Here is a 15,257-nt window from a genome sequence, read left to right on the forward strand (position 1 = left end):
GAAGACCCTTGTGAACCGTCGCATCATCGCGGCCGTCGTGGCCGCACTCCTGGCGCTCGCCGGGGGCGTGCTCACCTACAGCTACGCCGCCGGTGCCGACAGCCGGGCCATGGCCGACCTGGAACCCACCGTGGTGCTCACCGTCGTGGAGACCGTCCCCGAGGGGACTCCGGCCGACGGGCTGACCCTCGAGGAGGACGTCGTGAGCACGGAGGTGCCGGCCGGGGCGGTCGTCCCGGGCGCGGTCGGCGATCTCGCGGATCTCGAGGGGCTCGTCGCCACGGCCGACCTGCTCCCCGGTGAGCAGGTCGTCGCGGAGCGGTTCGTCGCCCCCGAGGACCTCGACGGCTCGGTCGAGGTGCCCCAGGGCTTCCACACGCTGAGCCTGCAGCTCACCACGGAGCGGGTCGTCGGCGGGGCGGTGCAGCCCGGTGACACGGTCGGCGTCTTCGTCTCGATGGAGAGCGAGGGGGACGGGGAGGAGGACGGCGGGGACTCGTCGTCGTCGACCCACCTGGTCTTTCACAAGGTCCTCGTCACCGACGTCCGCGGCGGCATCCAGCAGCAGCGCACCGAGGACGGCGAGGAGACCGAGACCGCCCCGGAGAAAGCCATCATGGTCACCGTCGCGCTGTCTCCGCCGGACGCCGAGAAGTTCGTCTTCGCGGCCGAGTACGCCGACATCTGGCTCTCCCTCGAACCCGAGGAGGCGAAGGAGGGAGCGACGCGGATCGTCGACCCGGAGGTGATCTTCGAATGAGCGACGTCCTGATCGCCACCGACTCCCGGGCGCTGCTCGACCGCGTGCACGCCGCGGCCGACGGGGCCTGCGTCGGTGTGCACGCCAGCCCGCTGCCCACGGACCCGGCCGTCTTCCTGGGGCAGGTGCGCCGCACCGACCTGCCCGAGGTCGTCGTGCTCGACGCCACCCACGCCCGCGACCAGGCGCTGGCGCTGGCCGGCAGCTTCGACCGGCTCTTCCCCGGGGTCGGCCTCGTGCTCGTCTCGGCACCGGACGAGTCGGTCATGATCGAGGCCCTGCGCGCCGGTGTCCGGGACGTCGTGCCACCCCACGTCACCGTGGACGAGATGCGGGACGTGCTGGCGAGGGTGGCGGACACCGCCCGCGTGCGGCGGGCCCCGGGCAGCTCCGGCGCGCAGCCGTCCGGCACCGCGAGCTGGGACCCGGTCCTGGACGCCTCGTCGCCGCGCCGGGTCATCTCCGTCCTGTCGCCGAAGGGCGGCGTCGGCAAGACGACCGTGGCCACGAACCTCGCGGTCGGGCTGGCGTCCGCGCAGCCGGGGTCGACGGTGCTGGTCGACCTCGACCTCCAGTTCGGGGACGTCGCGACCGCGCTCGGCCTCGAGCCGGAGTCGACGCTCGGCGACATCGTGACCCACGGGGGTCACCAGGACCCCATCGCCCTGAAGACGCGGCTCGCCCAGCACCCGTCGGGACTGCTCGTCGCCGGTGCACCGAACGACCCGGCCTCGGCCGACGTTGTCACCCCGGAGCACGTCGGGGAGCTGCTCGACCAGCTCACGGACCTCTTCCAGCACGTCGTCATCGACACCGCCGCGGGGCTCGGCGCCCACACCCTCGCCGCCGCGGACCACACCACCGACCCGCTGCTGGTCACGAGCATGGACGTGCCCGGGGTCCGTGGGTTGCGCAAAGAGCTGGACGCGCTCACGGAGCTCGGCATGCTCACGGAGTCGCGACGGATCATGCTCAACTTCGCCGACCCGCGGGCCGGCCTCAGCCTGGCGGACGTCGAGGCGACGCTCGGCGTCCGGGTCGACCTGACCATGCCGCACAGCCGGGCCGCGGTCGTGTCGATGAACATGGGTGAACCGCTCACCACCCGGCAGCCGCGCGACCCGGCGGCCAAGGTGCTCCGCAGGCTCCAGACCCTCTACCAGCCCGCGAGCGCGTCGAGCGGGCGGACGAGGCCCCGCATCGGCGTGAAGGTGAGGTCCTGATGGATCTGGCGTCCCGCCTGGCCGCCGCGAAGCGCGTCGCCGGCCAGGTACCCCCCGAGACCACCGGTCGCCACCTGCTCGACGGGCCGGCCGGTTCCGACCCGGAGCTCACCGTCCCGCTGCCGCCGCGGCCCGCCGCGGAGACCGGTGCCCGGCAGCCCCGCAGCACCGTCGGTGACGAGCAGGACCCGCTGACCCACCTCAAGGAGCAGGCGGTCACCGAGCTCTACTCCCGGCTCGGGTCCCGGCTGACCGACCCCCGCCTGGACGAGGAGCAGCTCCACCAGCTCGTGCGGTCCGAGCTCGCGTCCGTCGTCGAGGCGCAGCGGTCACCCCTGTCGGGCGAGGAGCGCCAGCGGCTGATCGAGGAGGTGCGCCACGACGTGCTGGGGCTCGGCCCCCTGCAGCAGCTCCTCGACGACCCGGACGTCTCCGAGATCATGGTCAACGGCCACGACGCCGTCTACGTCGAACGGGAGGGCCTCCTCAGCCGCACGGCGGTGCGCTTCACCTCCGAGGAGCACCTGCGGCAGATCATCGAGCGGATCGTCTCGCGGATGGGGCGGCGGGTGGACGAGGCCTCGCCGCTCGTGGACGCCCGCCTCGACGACGGCTCGCGCGTCAACGCGATCATCCCGCCGCTCGCGTTCCACGGCTCCGCCCTGACGATCCGCAAGTTCGCGCAGAACCCGTACAAGGTCGAGGACCTGCTGCGGTTCGGCACGATGACGTCCGAGATGGCCGACCTGCTGCACGCCTGCGTCGAGGCCAAGCTCAACGTCATCGTCTCCGGCGGCACCGGCAGCGGGAAGACGACCCTGCTCAACGTGCTGTCGGCGTTCATCCCCGGCGACGAGCGCATCATCACCATCGAAGACGCCATCGAGCTCCAGCTCCAGCAGGAGCACGTGGTGCGTCTCGAGTCCCGGCCGCCCAACCTCGAGGGCCGCGGCGAGATCACCATCCGCGACCTCGTGCGCAACTCCCTGCGCATGCGTCCCGACCGCATCGTCGTCGGCGAGGTCCGCGGCGGGGAGACGCTCGACATGCTCCAGGCGATGAACACGGGCCACGACGGCTCGCTGTCGACCGTGCACGCCAACTCCCCGCGGGACGCGGTGTCCCGCCTGGAGACCCTCGTGCTGATGGCCGGGATGGACCTGCCGCTGCGGGCCGTCCGTGAGCAGATCTCCTCCGCCGTCGACGTCGTCGTCCAGCTCACGCGGCTGCGCGACGGCACCCGCCGGATCACCTCGGTGACCGAGGTGCACGGGATGGAGGGGCAGACCGTCACGCTGCAGGACATCTTCACGTTCGACTACGCCGCCGGGACGGACCCCGCCACGGGCCGGTTCCTCGGGCGGGCGCGGCCGACAGGGGTGCGCCCGCGGTTCTCGGAGCACATCGAGGAGCGGGGTGTGTCGCTCCCGCCCACCGTGTTCGGCGCCGACCCGGTCAGGGTCCTGTGAACCCGGCGCTGTGGGGACCGCTCACCGTCGGCCTCGCGCTGACCGTCGGTGCGCTGGTGCTCATCGCACCGCACCGGGCGCACCTCCCCCGGTCCCGACGCCGCCCCGACGCCGCCCCCGAGGACGGCCGGCTGGCCGACGCGGCGGCGACCGCGACACGGCTGGTGGCCAGGGCGATGCGGCGCCGCGAGGGCAGCGTCGCCATCGCCCTGGACCTCGCCGGCGTCCGCCGTCGTCCCCAGGACGTGGTCTTCCTCGTCCTGGTGGCGTTCGTCGTCCTGGGTGCCGTCGGACTGCTGATCGGCGGCCCGTGGCTCATGCTCCTCCTCGCGCTGGTGGCGCCCGTGGCCACGGTGCTCTGGGTGCGGGTGCGGACCAGCCGTCGTCGGGCGGCGTTCGCGGACCAGCTCGACGACACGCTGCAGCTGGTCGCGGGGAGCCTACGTGCCGGGCACAGCCTGCTGCAGGCGCTCGCGGGCGTCGCGCAGCAGGCGGACGACCCCACCAGCGCCGAGCTCGCGCGCATCGTCAACGAGACGCGGGTCGGGCGCCCGCTCTCCCTGGCGCTGGAGGAGGCGGCGATCCGCATGGCCAACGAGGACTTCAGCTGGGTCGCCCAGGCCATCACCATCAACCGCGAGGTCGGCGGCAACCTCGCCGACGTGCTCGACGGCGTGGGCGTCACGATCCGTGAACGCAACCAGATCCGCCGCCACGTCGACGCGCTCTCGGCCGACGGACGGCTCTCGGGCGTCATCCTCGTCGCGCTGCCGTTCGTCGTCGCGGGGTTCCTGCTCCTGACGAACCCCACCTACCTGGCCCCGTTCGTCCAGCACCCCCTCGGGATCGTCGCGCTGGTGGTCGCGGCCCTCCTGCTCGTCGTGGGGTCGATCTGGATGCGCAAGGTCGTGAGGATCAGGTTCTGAGATGACGCCACCCGTGATGCTCGCCGTCCTGACCGTCTCGACCGCCGTCGGTCTGGGCATCTGGCTCGTCCTCGGGGCGTTCGCCCCCGAACGACGCCGCACCGTGGAGAACCTGCACCGTGGCCGGGTCGCGTCACCCGTCGCGCGGTCGCTGGGGACGACGTCCGCGGCCCCGCCCCGGCAGGCGGCCCTCGGCCGCCGGCTGACCGCCGCGCCGGTCGTCGGCCTGCTCGAACGGCAGTACGTGCGGGCCGGGCGTCCACCGGACTGGCCGGTCGACCGCCTGCTGGCCGTGAAGCTGCTGTGGGCGCCGGTCGGCGTCCTGCTGGTGCTGTGGGCGGTGGCCGCGAACGCGTCCCCGCTGCTCACCGGCACCGTGCTCGTCGTCGCCGTCGTCGGCTACTTCCTGCCCGAGCTGCTCCTGCTCTCCCGGGCGCAGCACCGCGAGCAGCAGATCCAGGTCGAGCTGGCCGACACCCTCGACCAGCTGACGATCGTCGTCGAGGCCGGCGTCGGGTTCGAGTCGGCGCTGTCCCGTGTCGCGCAGAACGGTCACGGCGTGCTGGCCGAGGAGCTGACCCGCACCCTGCAGGACATGCGGATGGGCCTCTCCCGCCGCCAGGCGCTCGAGGACCTGGCCGACCGCACGGCCGTCGTCGACCTGCGGCGCTTCGTCCGCTCCCTGCTGCAGGCGGACGCCCACGGTGTCTCCATCGGCGACGTGCTGCGCACGCAGGCGTCGGAGATGCGCGTGCGGCGTCGTCAGCGGGCCGAGGAAAAGGCGCAGCGGGTGCCGGTGCTCGTGCTCATGCCGCTGATGCTGTGCATCCTGCCGGTGCTGTTCATCGTCATCATGACGCCCGTCGTCATCGACATCATCAGCGCGTTCCTGCAGCTCTGACCGACGGGGGTCCCGGCCGGGGGCCGGGCCCCGGCCGCCGGGTCACGAGGGCATCAGGCCGCGAACGCCTTGCGCTCGTCCGGCATGAGGATCCAGAACACGATGTACGCCAGCACCTGCGGGCCGGGGATGAAGATGGACGCGACGGTCAGGACCCGGACGAGGGTCCGGTCCCACCCGAAGTAGTCCGCGATGCCGGCGCACACGCCGCCGATGACTCGGCCCTGGCGGGGGCGGTAGAGCTTGCGGGAGCTGGCTGCGGAGTCCTTCTGCGGATTGCTCATGGTCCGACCCTAGGCGGGACGACGACGCTCCGGCATCCGGGAACGCCCTGGTCCGACCCTGATCAAGGGCCCGCCCCCGCCTACCAACCCCCGGGGGTGAGCACCTTGCGGATCCGCTTCTCGCTGACCGACCCGTCGGCCGTGGGGTCAGTGGCGCACTTTCTCCGACGTTTGTGTCTATCCTGGCTTGACAGGGTTGCGCAAAAGGATGGAGAAACCGATGCGTCGAGCCGAACTCCTGAGCGTGCTGGACGCGATCCACGCGGGCGGCACAGCCGACGTTGCAGAGACGCAGACGCTCGACTTCAAGACGCAGAAGCCACGATCGGTCCAAGACACCCTGGAGGACCTCGCTGACGCTGTGGCCTGCTTCGCCAACGCTGGGGGCGGCACGGTCGTGGTCGGCGTAGCCGATCGGGTCGCCGGCCCCGACGCGTTCGTCGGCCATACGCTCGACAGCGACGGGACGAGGAAGCGGATCTACGAACTGACCGATCCTTCGATTCTGGTCGAGGTAGAAGCCGTCACGCATCAGGGCGGGGACGTGTTGGCCGTCCACGTGCCGCGCGGTGTGACTGTCCACAAAGTCAAGTCGAAGATGCCTACCGAGCGCGTCGGCACGTCCTGCATGCCGATGTCGACGCACCGAATCGCTTCTCTTGTCGCTGAACGCCAAGGCGATGACTGGTCGGCCCATGACTCAGGGGTAGAGGTCAACGCCGTTGATGACGTAGCGGTCGCCGTCGCGCGCTCTCGCCTGGAACGTTCGGTCGACCCACGACGTCGTGAAAGGGCGCGGGGGGCAACGGTCGAGATGCTCCGCGGGCTCGGCGTAGTCACGGAGAGGAACACGCTGACCAATGCCGGGGCGCTGCTCTTCCGCGGGCTGGACCAGTTCCCTGTCCTTGTCGCCTATGTCTTCCGCCGCACGCCGACGGGTGCGCTCGCCGCGAACGAGCAGCTTTCCGGGCCGCTCGTGACTGTCCTCCAGCGGGTCTTCGACCTGGTCGAGGTGCGCATCGACCGGACGTCGGTGAGTGTTGGCTCAGGGCAGCAATTGCAGGTCGGTGACCTTCCAGACGCCGCGGTACGTGAGGCTGTCGTCAACGCTGTCATGCATCGCGACTACCGGCGTACCGATCGAGTCACCGTAGAACATTCGCCGACTCGGCTCGCGGTGACCTCCCCCGGCGGCTTCGTCACCGGTGTCCGGGCTGACAACGTGCTGACTACGTCGTCCCGCACCCGGAACGGAAGCCTCGCTCAGGCCATTCGTGGACTCGATTTCGCGGAGACCGCAGGCACCGGCGTCGACAGGATGTACGCCGAGATGGCTCGGATTGGCCACCAGCCTCCGGTTTACCAGGCCGATCCGGAGTCGGTGACGGTTACTCTCCGGGGCGGGGCCCCGAACGCGAGTCTCACGCGGTTCGTCTCGACCCTTCCTGCTGACGAAGCCGAAGATGCGGACATGCTGATGGTTCTCCTCACCCTCTTGACGCAGCGGCTCGTTGACGCCCGAGAAATGACTCCAAGACTGCAGAAACCAGACGTCGCTGAGACTCAAGCGGTTCTGGACCGGCTTGCCTCGGACGAGGTTCGTCTGATCGAACCGACGCGAGAGACGCGACGGAACACGTTCCCGCGTTATCGACTGCGCGAGGAACCCGTGGCTGCGCTCGGGTCGGCAGTCGCGTACCGAAGGCGGACGGCCGATCAGCTCGATCGAAAGGTGATCGCGCTCGTCAAGGAAGCCGGGATGATCAACTCGCGCATGGTCCGCCTCATGCTCGATCTCGACGTCCAGACCACCTCGCGTCTGCTGCGTGATCTTGTCGATCGGGGGTTCCTCGTCCGGACCTCCAAGGCGACACGCGGCACCTCGGTGACCTACGGGCCAGGGCCGAAAGCTGTAGCTGGTCAGGACGCCTCGGTGCGACCTGCGGATCGGCCGCAGTCTGAGGAACTTGATCTCGACTGAGGAATACTGCTGGTTCCCTACCGGTGATGGGGGTCACCAGCCACCGGGGGTGAGCACCTTGCGGATCCGCTTCTCGCTGACCGACCCGTCGGTGCCGAGCTGCTGGGCGAACAGCGAGACCCGCAGCTCCTCCAGCAGCCACCGGACCTCGGCCAGCTCGGCGGCGCGGGCCGGGTCGGCGGCCCCGGCGGCGTAGGCCTCGCGAGCCTTCTCGTACACGCCGGTGACGTCCTGGAGGCGCCACGCCAGCTCGGCGTCGCGGTGGGGGTTCGCCTCGGCCTTCTCCAGCCGGTACGAGGCAGCGCGCAGGTAGCGCACGAGGTGCGGGACGCGGCGCGGCGGGGTCGCGGAGACGAAACCGTCGTGGACGAGGCCCGCGACGTGCTCCCGGACACCCTGGAGGGTGTTGAGCAGCGCGAGGGACGAGGACGCCTTGACCTCGCTCTCGACCGTCCGCCAGGCGGTGAGCGCGGCGACGACGTGCCCGACGACCCGGTGCACCTCGTCCTCCAGGTGCCGGCGCACGAACGCGAGCGCCTTCGCGTACGAGTCCGCATCACGAATCTGTACACCAACGGGTCCGCCGGTCGGCGTCCCGGGAGCCTTGTCCGCGTCCGCGCTGGTCAGTGCGATGACGGCGGCGAGCTGCAGGTCGTCGACCAGGGCGTCGGTGTTCTGGTACGGGGCGGCCGCCAGCGTCAGCGACTGCTTCGCGGACCACCGCGAGGTGATGCGCCCGGTCGGCAGCGCCGTCTCGGACAGCAGCAGCCGGCGCACCCCGCGGGCGTGCGATTCGTCCTGCTCCGCGGCGGCGGCCAGCACCCGCAGCGCCACCGACGGGGGCGAGCCCTTCGCCCCCGGCTCCTCGACCAGCGCGGGGTACCCCTGCACGACGACGCCGCCACCCAGGTCGGTCGACACGGTCGCCGGCAGCACCCCGTCCGGCAGCTCCGGCCACGTCGTCAGCCCCTCCTGCTCCGCCACGACGGACCCAGGAGCGGAAGCCCCGGCGCTGGTACCGCCGTCGGACCGCCCGGACCCGGACGAACCTGCGGAGCCAGGGGTCGGGGTGTCGGATGCGCCGCCGTCCAGCCGTAGCGGAGGGCCCCCCGGGGCCCGTGAGCGAGGCGGCGCGTCCGACGCCTCGACCCCGGGCGCTCCTGAGCGACCCGAGGTGGCCCGGGCCGCCTCCTCGAGCGCCACGCCGACCGCCCCCTTCACGGCCGACCGCACCGCGGCCTCCGCCTGCGGCGCGAGCTTCTTCTGCAGCGACAGCAGGTCCTTGGACTCGTCGAGCACCACGGGACCGGTCGAACGCGCAGCGCCCCGGCCACGCTGCTTCTTCCCGGACTTGCGGCGGCCACCACCGGCCGGCCCGGCGTCGCGTGCGGGGCCGTCGGCGTCCGCGGAGCCCTCGACCCGGAACGTCATCCGCAGGTGGCCGGGCAGTCGCTCGACCCGCTCGTCGTCCCAGACGTCGTCCGGGATCACCACGTCGCGCAGCGCCCGCACGGCCCGCGTGAACTCGACGTGGAACGGGGACGCCATGTCGCCGGCCCGGGTCATGTCCTCCCAGGCGGGGGTGTTCTCCCGCAGCCAGCCGGCGACCGCGGCGCCGACGTCGGGTGCCGGCACGAGCTCGCGGCGCACGGCCTTGGGCAGCGACCGGATGGTGGCCGTGCACAGCTCGTCGAGCAGCCCGGGCACCATCCAGTCGAACCCGTCGGGGGAGACCCGGTTGAGGATCGACAGCGGGATGTGGACCGTGACGCCGTCGGCGTCGCTCCCGGGCTGGAACTGGTAGGTCAGCGGCAGGGTGACCTCGCCCTGGGTCCACGTCTCCGGGAACTCGGAGGTGTCCACCGCCTCGGCGTCGACGAGCTGGTCGAGCGTGAACGTCAGCAGGTCCGGGTCGTCGCGGCGGGCCTTCTTCCACCAGGAGTCGAAGTGTCGGGCGCTGACCACGGACTCGGGGACCCGTTCGTCGTAGAACGCGTACAGGTCGTCCTCGGAGGCGACCAGCCCGCGCCGACGCGACCGCGCCTCGAGCTCCTCGGCCTCGGCGAGCAGCCGACGGTTCTCGGCGAAGAAGGCGTGGTGCGTGGTCCACTGCCCCTCGACCAGAGCGTGCCGGATGAACATCTCCCGCGCGGCCTCGGGATCGACCTTGCCGTACAGGATCTTGCGGTCCGCGACGATCGGGACGCCGTAGAGCAGCACCTTCTCCGCGGCCATGGCGGCACCCTGCTTGGTCGACCAGTGCGGGTCGGAGTAGGTGCGTCTGGCCAGGTCGCCGGCGAGCTCCTCGGCCCACTCGGGCTGGATGCGCGCGACGTCGCGGGCCCACAGCCGGGACGTCTCGACGAGCTCGCCGGCCATGATCCACGCCGGCGGCTTCTTGCTCAGGGGGGAACCGGGGAAGATCGCGAACCGGGCGCCACGTCCGCCGAGGTACTCGTTCCGGGCCCGCTTGGCGGCCTGGCGCAACGCCCGGGCCCGGGCCTCCCCGCGCAGGTGCGCCACCGAGGACGCCTTGATCTCGCCGGTGTCCTGCATGCCGATCTGGGACAGCAGCCCGGACAGCAGCGCCCGGTGGATGGTGTCGCCGTCCCAGGGACGCTTCCAGCTCTCCGCGTCCGGCTCCGCGCCGTCGGTCTCGGAGGGGCCGGTCGTGGCCGGGCGGTAGCGCATGTCGACGTCGAGCTGTTTCGCCATCTGCCGCAGCTGGGCGACGACGTCCTGCCACTCGCGCACCCGCAGGAAGTTGACGTACTCGCTCTTGCACAGCCGGCGGAAGGCCGAGGAGCCCATCTGGTGCTGCTGCTCGCGCAGGTACTCCCACAGGTTCAGATAGGTGAGGAAGTCCGACGTCGGGTCGGTGAACCGGGCGTGCGACTGGTCGGCCTGCTCGCGGGAGTCGGCGGGACGCTCCCGCGGGTCCTGGATCGACAGCGCCGCGGCGATGATGGCGACCTCGCGGGCGACGCCGAGCCGTGACCCCTCGAGGACCATCCGCGCGAGCCGCGGGTCCATGGGCAGCCGGGCCAGCCGGCGTCCGACGTCGGTGAGGTGCACCTCGCCCGACGCCGTGCCGTCGCGCGCCCGTCGGCGGGCGAGCGCGCCGAGCTCGGCCAGCAGGTTCACGCCGTCGCGGACGGCGCGCGTGTCCGGGGGCTCGACGAACGGGAACCGTGCGACGTCGTCGGGGGAGCCGACCACGCCGACCGAGATCATCTGCAGCAGGACCGAGGCGAGCGAGGTGCGCAGGATCTCGGGCTCGGTGAACTCCGGGCGGTTCTCGAAGTCCTCCGGCGAGTACAGGCGGATCGCGATGCCGTCGGCCACACGCCCGGACCGCCCGGAGCGCTGGTTCGCGGAGGCCTGGCTGATCGGCTCGATCGGGAGGCGCTGGACCTTGGTGGCCTTGGAGTACCGCGAGATGCGGGCGGTGCCCGGGTCGACGACGTAGTGGATGCCGGGCACCGTCAGCGACGTCTCGGCGACGTTCGTGGACAGCACGATGCGCCGGCCCGGGTGGGACTGGAACACCCGGTGCTGCTCGGCCGAGGACAGGCGCGAGTACAGCGGCAGGATCTCGACGTGGTCGGGGCGCTTCGGGTCGCGGACGCGTTCCTTCAGGTGCCCCTCGAGGGCGTCGGCGGCGTCGTGGATCTCGCGCTCGCCGGAGAGGAACACGAGGATGTCGCCGGACCCCTCGCGCATCAGCTCGTCGCAGGCCTCGACGATCCCGGTGACGAGGTCCTTCTCCTCACCGCCGGCCGCCTTCTTCTTCCCGGTGCCCTGCTCGGCCTCGGGCACCAGCGGGCGGTAGCGGATCTCGACCGGGTAGGTGCGGCCGGAGACCTCGACGACGGGGGCGGCGTCGGGCAGCGCCTCGACGACGGCGGGCGGTGCGCCACCGACCTCGGCCAGGTGGGCCGGGGAGAAGTGCGCGGCGAACCGCTCGGAGTCGATGGTCGCGGAGGTGATGACGAGCTTCAGGTCCGGGCGCCGGGGCAGCAGCCGGGACAGGTAGCCGAGCAGGAAGTCGATGTTGAGCGACCGCTCGTGCGCCTCGTCGATGACGATCGTGTCGTAGGCGAGCAGCTCCGGGTCCCGCTGGATCTGGGCCAGCAGGATGCCGTCCGTCATCACCTTGACCAGCGTCTCGTCGGACGAGGTGTCCGTGAACCGCACCTGGTAGCCGACGACACCGCCGAGCTCGACGTCGAGCTCCTCGGCCACCCGCTCGGCGACGGACCGCGCGGCGATGCGTCGGGGCTGCGTGTGCCCGATCTGCCCGGCCCGCCCGCGGCCCAGCTCGAGCAGGATCTTGGGCAGCTGGGTGGTCTTGCCGGACCCGGTCTCGCCGGCGACGACCACGACCTGGTGGTCGCGGATCGCCGCGGCGATGTCCTCGCGTCGGACCGAGACGGGGAGCTGCTCCGGGTAGGTGATCTCCGGGACGACGACGGCGTCCCGGATCTCCGCGGCACGGTCGAGCTCCGCACGGCTCACACGGGTCGGTCCCGCGGTCCCGGCGCCGGGACCGCGCCCCTTCCCGCGGCCGCGGCGCCGCCGTCGGCTACCGCCCGTCGGGCGACCAGGGTCGCCGACGGGCTGCGGGGCGGGGGAGGGCTCGGTGCTCACGACCTCTCATTGTCGCAAGAGACGCAAGCTGATTGATCAGACGCCGGACAGGACGCCCGACGACACGGTCATCTCGGTGCCCATCGTCCCGAACACGGCGATGAAGAACACGAGGTACCCGATCACCAGGAGCACGCCGATCGACGTGAAGATGATCGACAACCACAGCCCCCACTTGCCCAGGACGTTGTCGTAGCCGACCTTCTTCGAGTCCGACAGCGCCAGCGCGGACACGACGATGCCCGCCGGGGCGAACACGAACGCGAGCACGAAGCCGACGATCCCCATGACCTTGCCCGGGGGGTCCGGGGTGTACGGCGGCGGGTAGCCCGCCGGGGGATAGCCGGGCTGCGGCTGCCCGGGCTGCTGCGGGTTCTCCGGCGGGGGCGTGCCGTAGGGGCCGGGCTGCTGCGGCCCGTACCCGGGCGGCTGCTGCCCGTACCCGGGCGGCGGGTTCCCGCCGGACGGCGGGGTCGGCTCGTCCGACGGCGGCGGCTGGTAGGGATCGCTCACCTCTCCAGTGTCCCCGACGTGGTACCCGGTCGCCAGGTCTCGTGGCCCGGCCCCCGGCGGGCGTGATGGAATCGAGAGATGTCGTCGCGACCCCGCTCCTCGTTCGACATCGTCCCGCGACGGGTCCGCGTGCACGCCGTGCACGAGCTGACCGGGTCCATGGTGCGCACGACCCTGCGCGACGTGGACGGCGCCGACCCGGCCGCGCCGTCGTCCCTCGCCGCTCTGCGCGCCCCCGGCCCGGACGACCACGTCAAGGTCTTCCTGCCGGACCCGGCCACCGGCGAGCTGCACGCCCCCACGCTCGCCCCCGACGGCGGCCTGCAGCGGCCCACCGCGGGCGTCTCGGTCTCCCGGGACCTCACCGTCCGCGACGCGCGGACGCGGGACGGCGCGGCCGAGGTCGACCTGGACTGGGTGCTGCACGGCAACGCGGGCCAGGCGTCGGCCTGGGCCGCCCGGGCCGAGGTCGGCGACGAGCTGGTGCTCGCCGGACCGCACGTCAGCCACGGGGTGCCGGACGGCGTCGACCGACTCACGCTGGCCGTCGACGAGACCGGCCTGCCCGCCGCCGCCCGCTGGGTCGCGGCCGTCGGACCGGACGTGCGGGTGACCGCGATCGTCGAGATCGGCGACGACGTCGACGAGGAGTTCGTGGAGTCGGAGCTCGGCGGTGCCGACGTCGAGCTCCTCTACCGCACCGGCGGCCCGGGCCAGCTCGCCGAGGCGGTCCGTGCCCTGGGTCCCCTGGACGACGGCGAGTACGTCGTCGGGCTCGGTGAGGCGGGGGACCTGGTGCCCGTGCGCCGTCACCTGCGCCGGGAGCTCGGCCTGGGCGCGGACCGCATGTCGATCGCCGGCTACTGGCGTCGCGGCACGGTCAACCACGACCACGAGCAGCCGCTGGATCCCGTCGACCCCGACTGAGCAGCGGGCGGCGACACGCTCAGAAGTCGCGCGCGGTCTCCGCGTGCGGGGAGCCCAGTCGCTGCAGGTGCAGGCGTCGCCGGAGGCGGATCCCCGGGCGCAGGAGCATCTGGATGCTGCCCAGCAGGAACAGCCAGGTGCCGGCGGTGGCCGTGGACTCGGAGAAGAACAGGGCCGAGCCGACGACGAACCACAGGCCGATCAGGACGTCGTTGGCGATGCTGGCGGTCTCGTAGCGCTGCCGGACGACGAGCTCCTCGTGACCGATGCGCAGGGTGATGTCGCGATCCTCGGGCATCTGGTCATGGTGGCACCCGGGAGCGACGGCGGCACCCGTGGCGCGGCATCATGCGGCCATGAGCACCCTCACCGGCGCCGACCTGACGGCGATCTGCACCGACCTGCACGCCCATCCCGAGCTCGCGTTCGCCGAGCACCGCACCGCCGGGATCGTGGCCGACCGCCTGGGCGGCTGGGGGTACGCCGTGCACCGGGGGATCGGCGGTACCGGCGTGGTGGGCGTGCTGGCCAACGGCGACGGGCCGACGGTGCTGCTGCGCGCCGACATGGACGGGCTGCCGGTGACGGAGCGCACCGGCCTGCCGTACGCCTCGCAGGAGACCGGCACCATGCACGCCTGCGGTCACGACGTGCACGTCACCTGCCTGCTGGGTGCCGCCGCCGACCTGGCCGCACGTCGCGGGGAGTGGTCGGGGACGCTGCAGGTGCTGTTCCAGCCCGCCGAGGAGGTCGGCGCCGGGGCGCGGGCCATGGTCGAGGACGGGCTGTACGAGCGGGTGGGGACCCCCGACGTGGTGCTCGGGCAGCACGTGATGCCGTTCCCGGTCGGGACGGTCAACCTCACGCCGGGACCCGCGATGGCCGCGGCCGACTCCCTGCGCGTGACCCTGCACGGACGCGGCGGTCACGGCTCCAGCCCCGAGTCGACGGTCGACCCCGTGCTCCTGGCGGCCGCGGTCGTCCAGCGGCTGCAGGGTGTCGTGTCCCGCGAGGTCGGCATCGCGGAGAAGGCCGTCGTGACCGTGGGGTCGATCCGGGCCGGGACGCAGGCCAACATCATCCCCGACCGGGCCGAGCTGCTGGTCAACGTCCGCACGTTCGACGAGGGCGTGCGCGAGCGGGTGCTCGCGGCCGTGCACCGGATCGTCGACGCCGAGGCCGTCGCCTCGGGGGCGCCGCGACCGCCCGAGTACGAGCAGATCGCCGGGTTCGGGGTGCTGGTCAACGACCCCGAGGCCTCGCACCGCACCGGCGCGGCGCTGGGGGACGTCCTGACGGCGCACGACGACGCGATCCGTCGGGCCGGCGGGGCTCCCGCCGTGGTCGCCATGCCGCCCATCGCGGGCTCGGAGGACGTCGGGGAGCTGGCGGCGGCCGCCGGGGCCCCGCTCGTCTACTGGCACGTGGGCGGGGCGGACCCGGCGCTCTTCGCCGGTGTCGACCCGGCGTCGCTCGCCGGGATGGGCAGCCTGCCCGCGGGCGTCGCACCGAACCACTCGCCGGAGTTCGCGCCGGTCCTCGACCCGACGCTCGACCTCGGGGTCGCCCTGCTGGTCGGTGCCGCGACCGCCTGGCTCGACTGAGGGCCCTGCCGGACCGGGT

The 15,257-nt window shown here is 72.4% G+C and carries 12 protein-coding genes; 8 read left to right on the top strand and 4 right to left on the bottom strand.

Annotated elements, in window-relative coordinates:
- Positions 1-10 precede the first annotated feature (10 nt).
- Genes cpaB through HLI28_RS06835 form a run of 5 tightly spaced genes read left to right on the top strand, consistent with a single transcriptional unit; the run spans position 11 to position 5,279 of the window.
- The gene (gene cpaB / locus HLI28_RS06815; RefSeq protein ID WP_171246745.1) at positions 11-760 is read left to right on the top strand and encodes a Flp pilus assembly protein CpaB; all 750 of its coding nucleotides are present in this window, start codon (positions 11-13) and stop codon (positions 758-760) included.
- A complete protein-coding gene (locus HLI28_RS06820) occupies positions 757-1,983 on the top strand; it encodes a CpaE/TadZ family protein (RefSeq protein WP_171246746.1) in 1,227 nt (408 codons plus the stop codon). Before cpaB ends, HLI28_RS06820 begins: the two co-directional genes overlap by 4 nt.
- On the top strand, positions 1,983-3,452 hold the full coding sequence (locus tag HLI28_RS06825) for a TadA family conjugal transfer-associated ATPase (RefSeq protein ID WP_171246747.1): 1,470 nt from the start codon (positions 1,983-1,985) through the stop codon (positions 3,450-3,452). The genes HLI28_RS06820 and HLI28_RS06825 overlap by 1 nt, the downstream gene beginning before the upstream one ends.
- The gene (locus tag HLI28_RS06830; RefSeq protein WP_171246748.1) at positions 3,449-4,378 is read left to right on the top strand and encodes a type II secretion system F family protein; all 930 of its coding nucleotides are present in this window, start codon (positions 3,449-3,451) and stop codon (positions 4,376-4,378) included. The genes HLI28_RS06825 and HLI28_RS06830 overlap by 4 nt, the downstream gene beginning before the upstream one ends.
- 1 nt (position 4,379) lies before the next feature.
- Positions 4,380-5,279 (top strand): type II secretion system F family protein, encoded by a 900-nt coding sequence (locus tag HLI28_RS06835; protein ID WP_171246749.1) that lies wholly within the window; start codon positions 4,380-4,382, stop codon positions 5,277-5,279.
- Between the two features lie 53 nt (positions 5,280-5,332).
- Here HLI28_RS06835 and HLI28_RS06840 read toward each other — a convergent pair whose 3' ends face one another.
- On the bottom strand, positions 5,333-5,563 hold the full coding sequence (locus HLI28_RS06840) for a PspC domain-containing protein (RefSeq protein ID WP_171246750.1): 231 nt from the start codon (positions 5,561-5,563) through the stop codon (positions 5,333-5,335).
- A 208-nt stretch (positions 5,564-5,771) separates the two neighbouring features.
- Here HLI28_RS06840 and HLI28_RS06845 point away from each other — a divergent pair, with 208 nt between their 5' ends.
- Positions 5,772-7,544, top strand: a complete 1,773-nt coding sequence (locus tag HLI28_RS06845; RefSeq protein WP_171246751.1) for an RNA-binding domain-containing protein — start codon at positions 5,772-5,774, stop codon at positions 7,542-7,544.
- 33 nt (positions 7,545-7,577) lie between these two features.
- Here HLI28_RS06845 and hrpA read toward each other — a convergent pair whose 3' ends face one another.
- Both hrpA and HLI28_RS06855 read right to left on the bottom strand, forming a co-directional pair.
- Positions 7,578-12,062 (bottom strand): ATP-dependent RNA helicase HrpA, encoded by a 4,485-nt coding sequence (gene hrpA, locus HLI28_RS06850; RefSeq protein ID WP_343035705.1) that lies wholly within the window; start codon positions 12,060-12,062, stop codon positions 7,578-7,580.
- 168 nt (positions 12,063-12,230) lie between these two features.
- On the bottom strand, positions 12,231-12,707 hold the full coding sequence (locus tag HLI28_RS06855) for a hypothetical protein (RefSeq protein ID WP_216077442.1): 477 nt from the start codon (positions 12,705-12,707) through the stop codon (positions 12,231-12,233).
- A 78-nt stretch (positions 12,708-12,785) separates the two neighbouring features.
- Between HLI28_RS06855 and HLI28_RS06860 the strand changes: the two genes are divergently transcribed.
- The gene (locus tag HLI28_RS06860) at positions 12,786-13,634 is read left to right on the top strand and encodes a siderophore-interacting protein (RefSeq protein ID WP_171246753.1); all 849 of its coding nucleotides are present in this window, start codon (positions 12,786-12,788) and stop codon (positions 13,632-13,634) included.
- 19 nt (positions 13,635-13,653) lie between these two features.
- Here HLI28_RS06860 and HLI28_RS06865 read toward each other — a convergent pair whose 3' ends face one another.
- Complete coding sequence (locus HLI28_RS06865; RefSeq protein WP_171246754.1) at positions 13,654-13,932, bottom strand: YrhK family protein; 279 nt, start codon at positions 13,930-13,932, stop codon at positions 13,654-13,656.
- 58 nt (positions 13,933-13,990) lie between these two features.
- Between HLI28_RS06865 and HLI28_RS06870 the strand changes: the two genes are divergently transcribed.
- Positions 13,991-15,238, top strand: coding sequence for an amidohydrolase (locus HLI28_RS06870; protein WP_171246755.1), 1,248 nt, complete (start codon positions 13,991-13,993; stop codon positions 15,236-15,238).
- Positions 15,239-15,257 lie beyond the last annotated feature (19 nt).

Origin of the sequence: Isoptericola sediminis (assembly GCF_013085345.1) — a bacterium.
In the GTDB taxonomy this organism is placed as follows: domain Bacteria; phylum Actinomycetota; class Actinomycetes; order Actinomycetales; family Cellulomonadaceae; genus Isoptericola; species Isoptericola sediminis.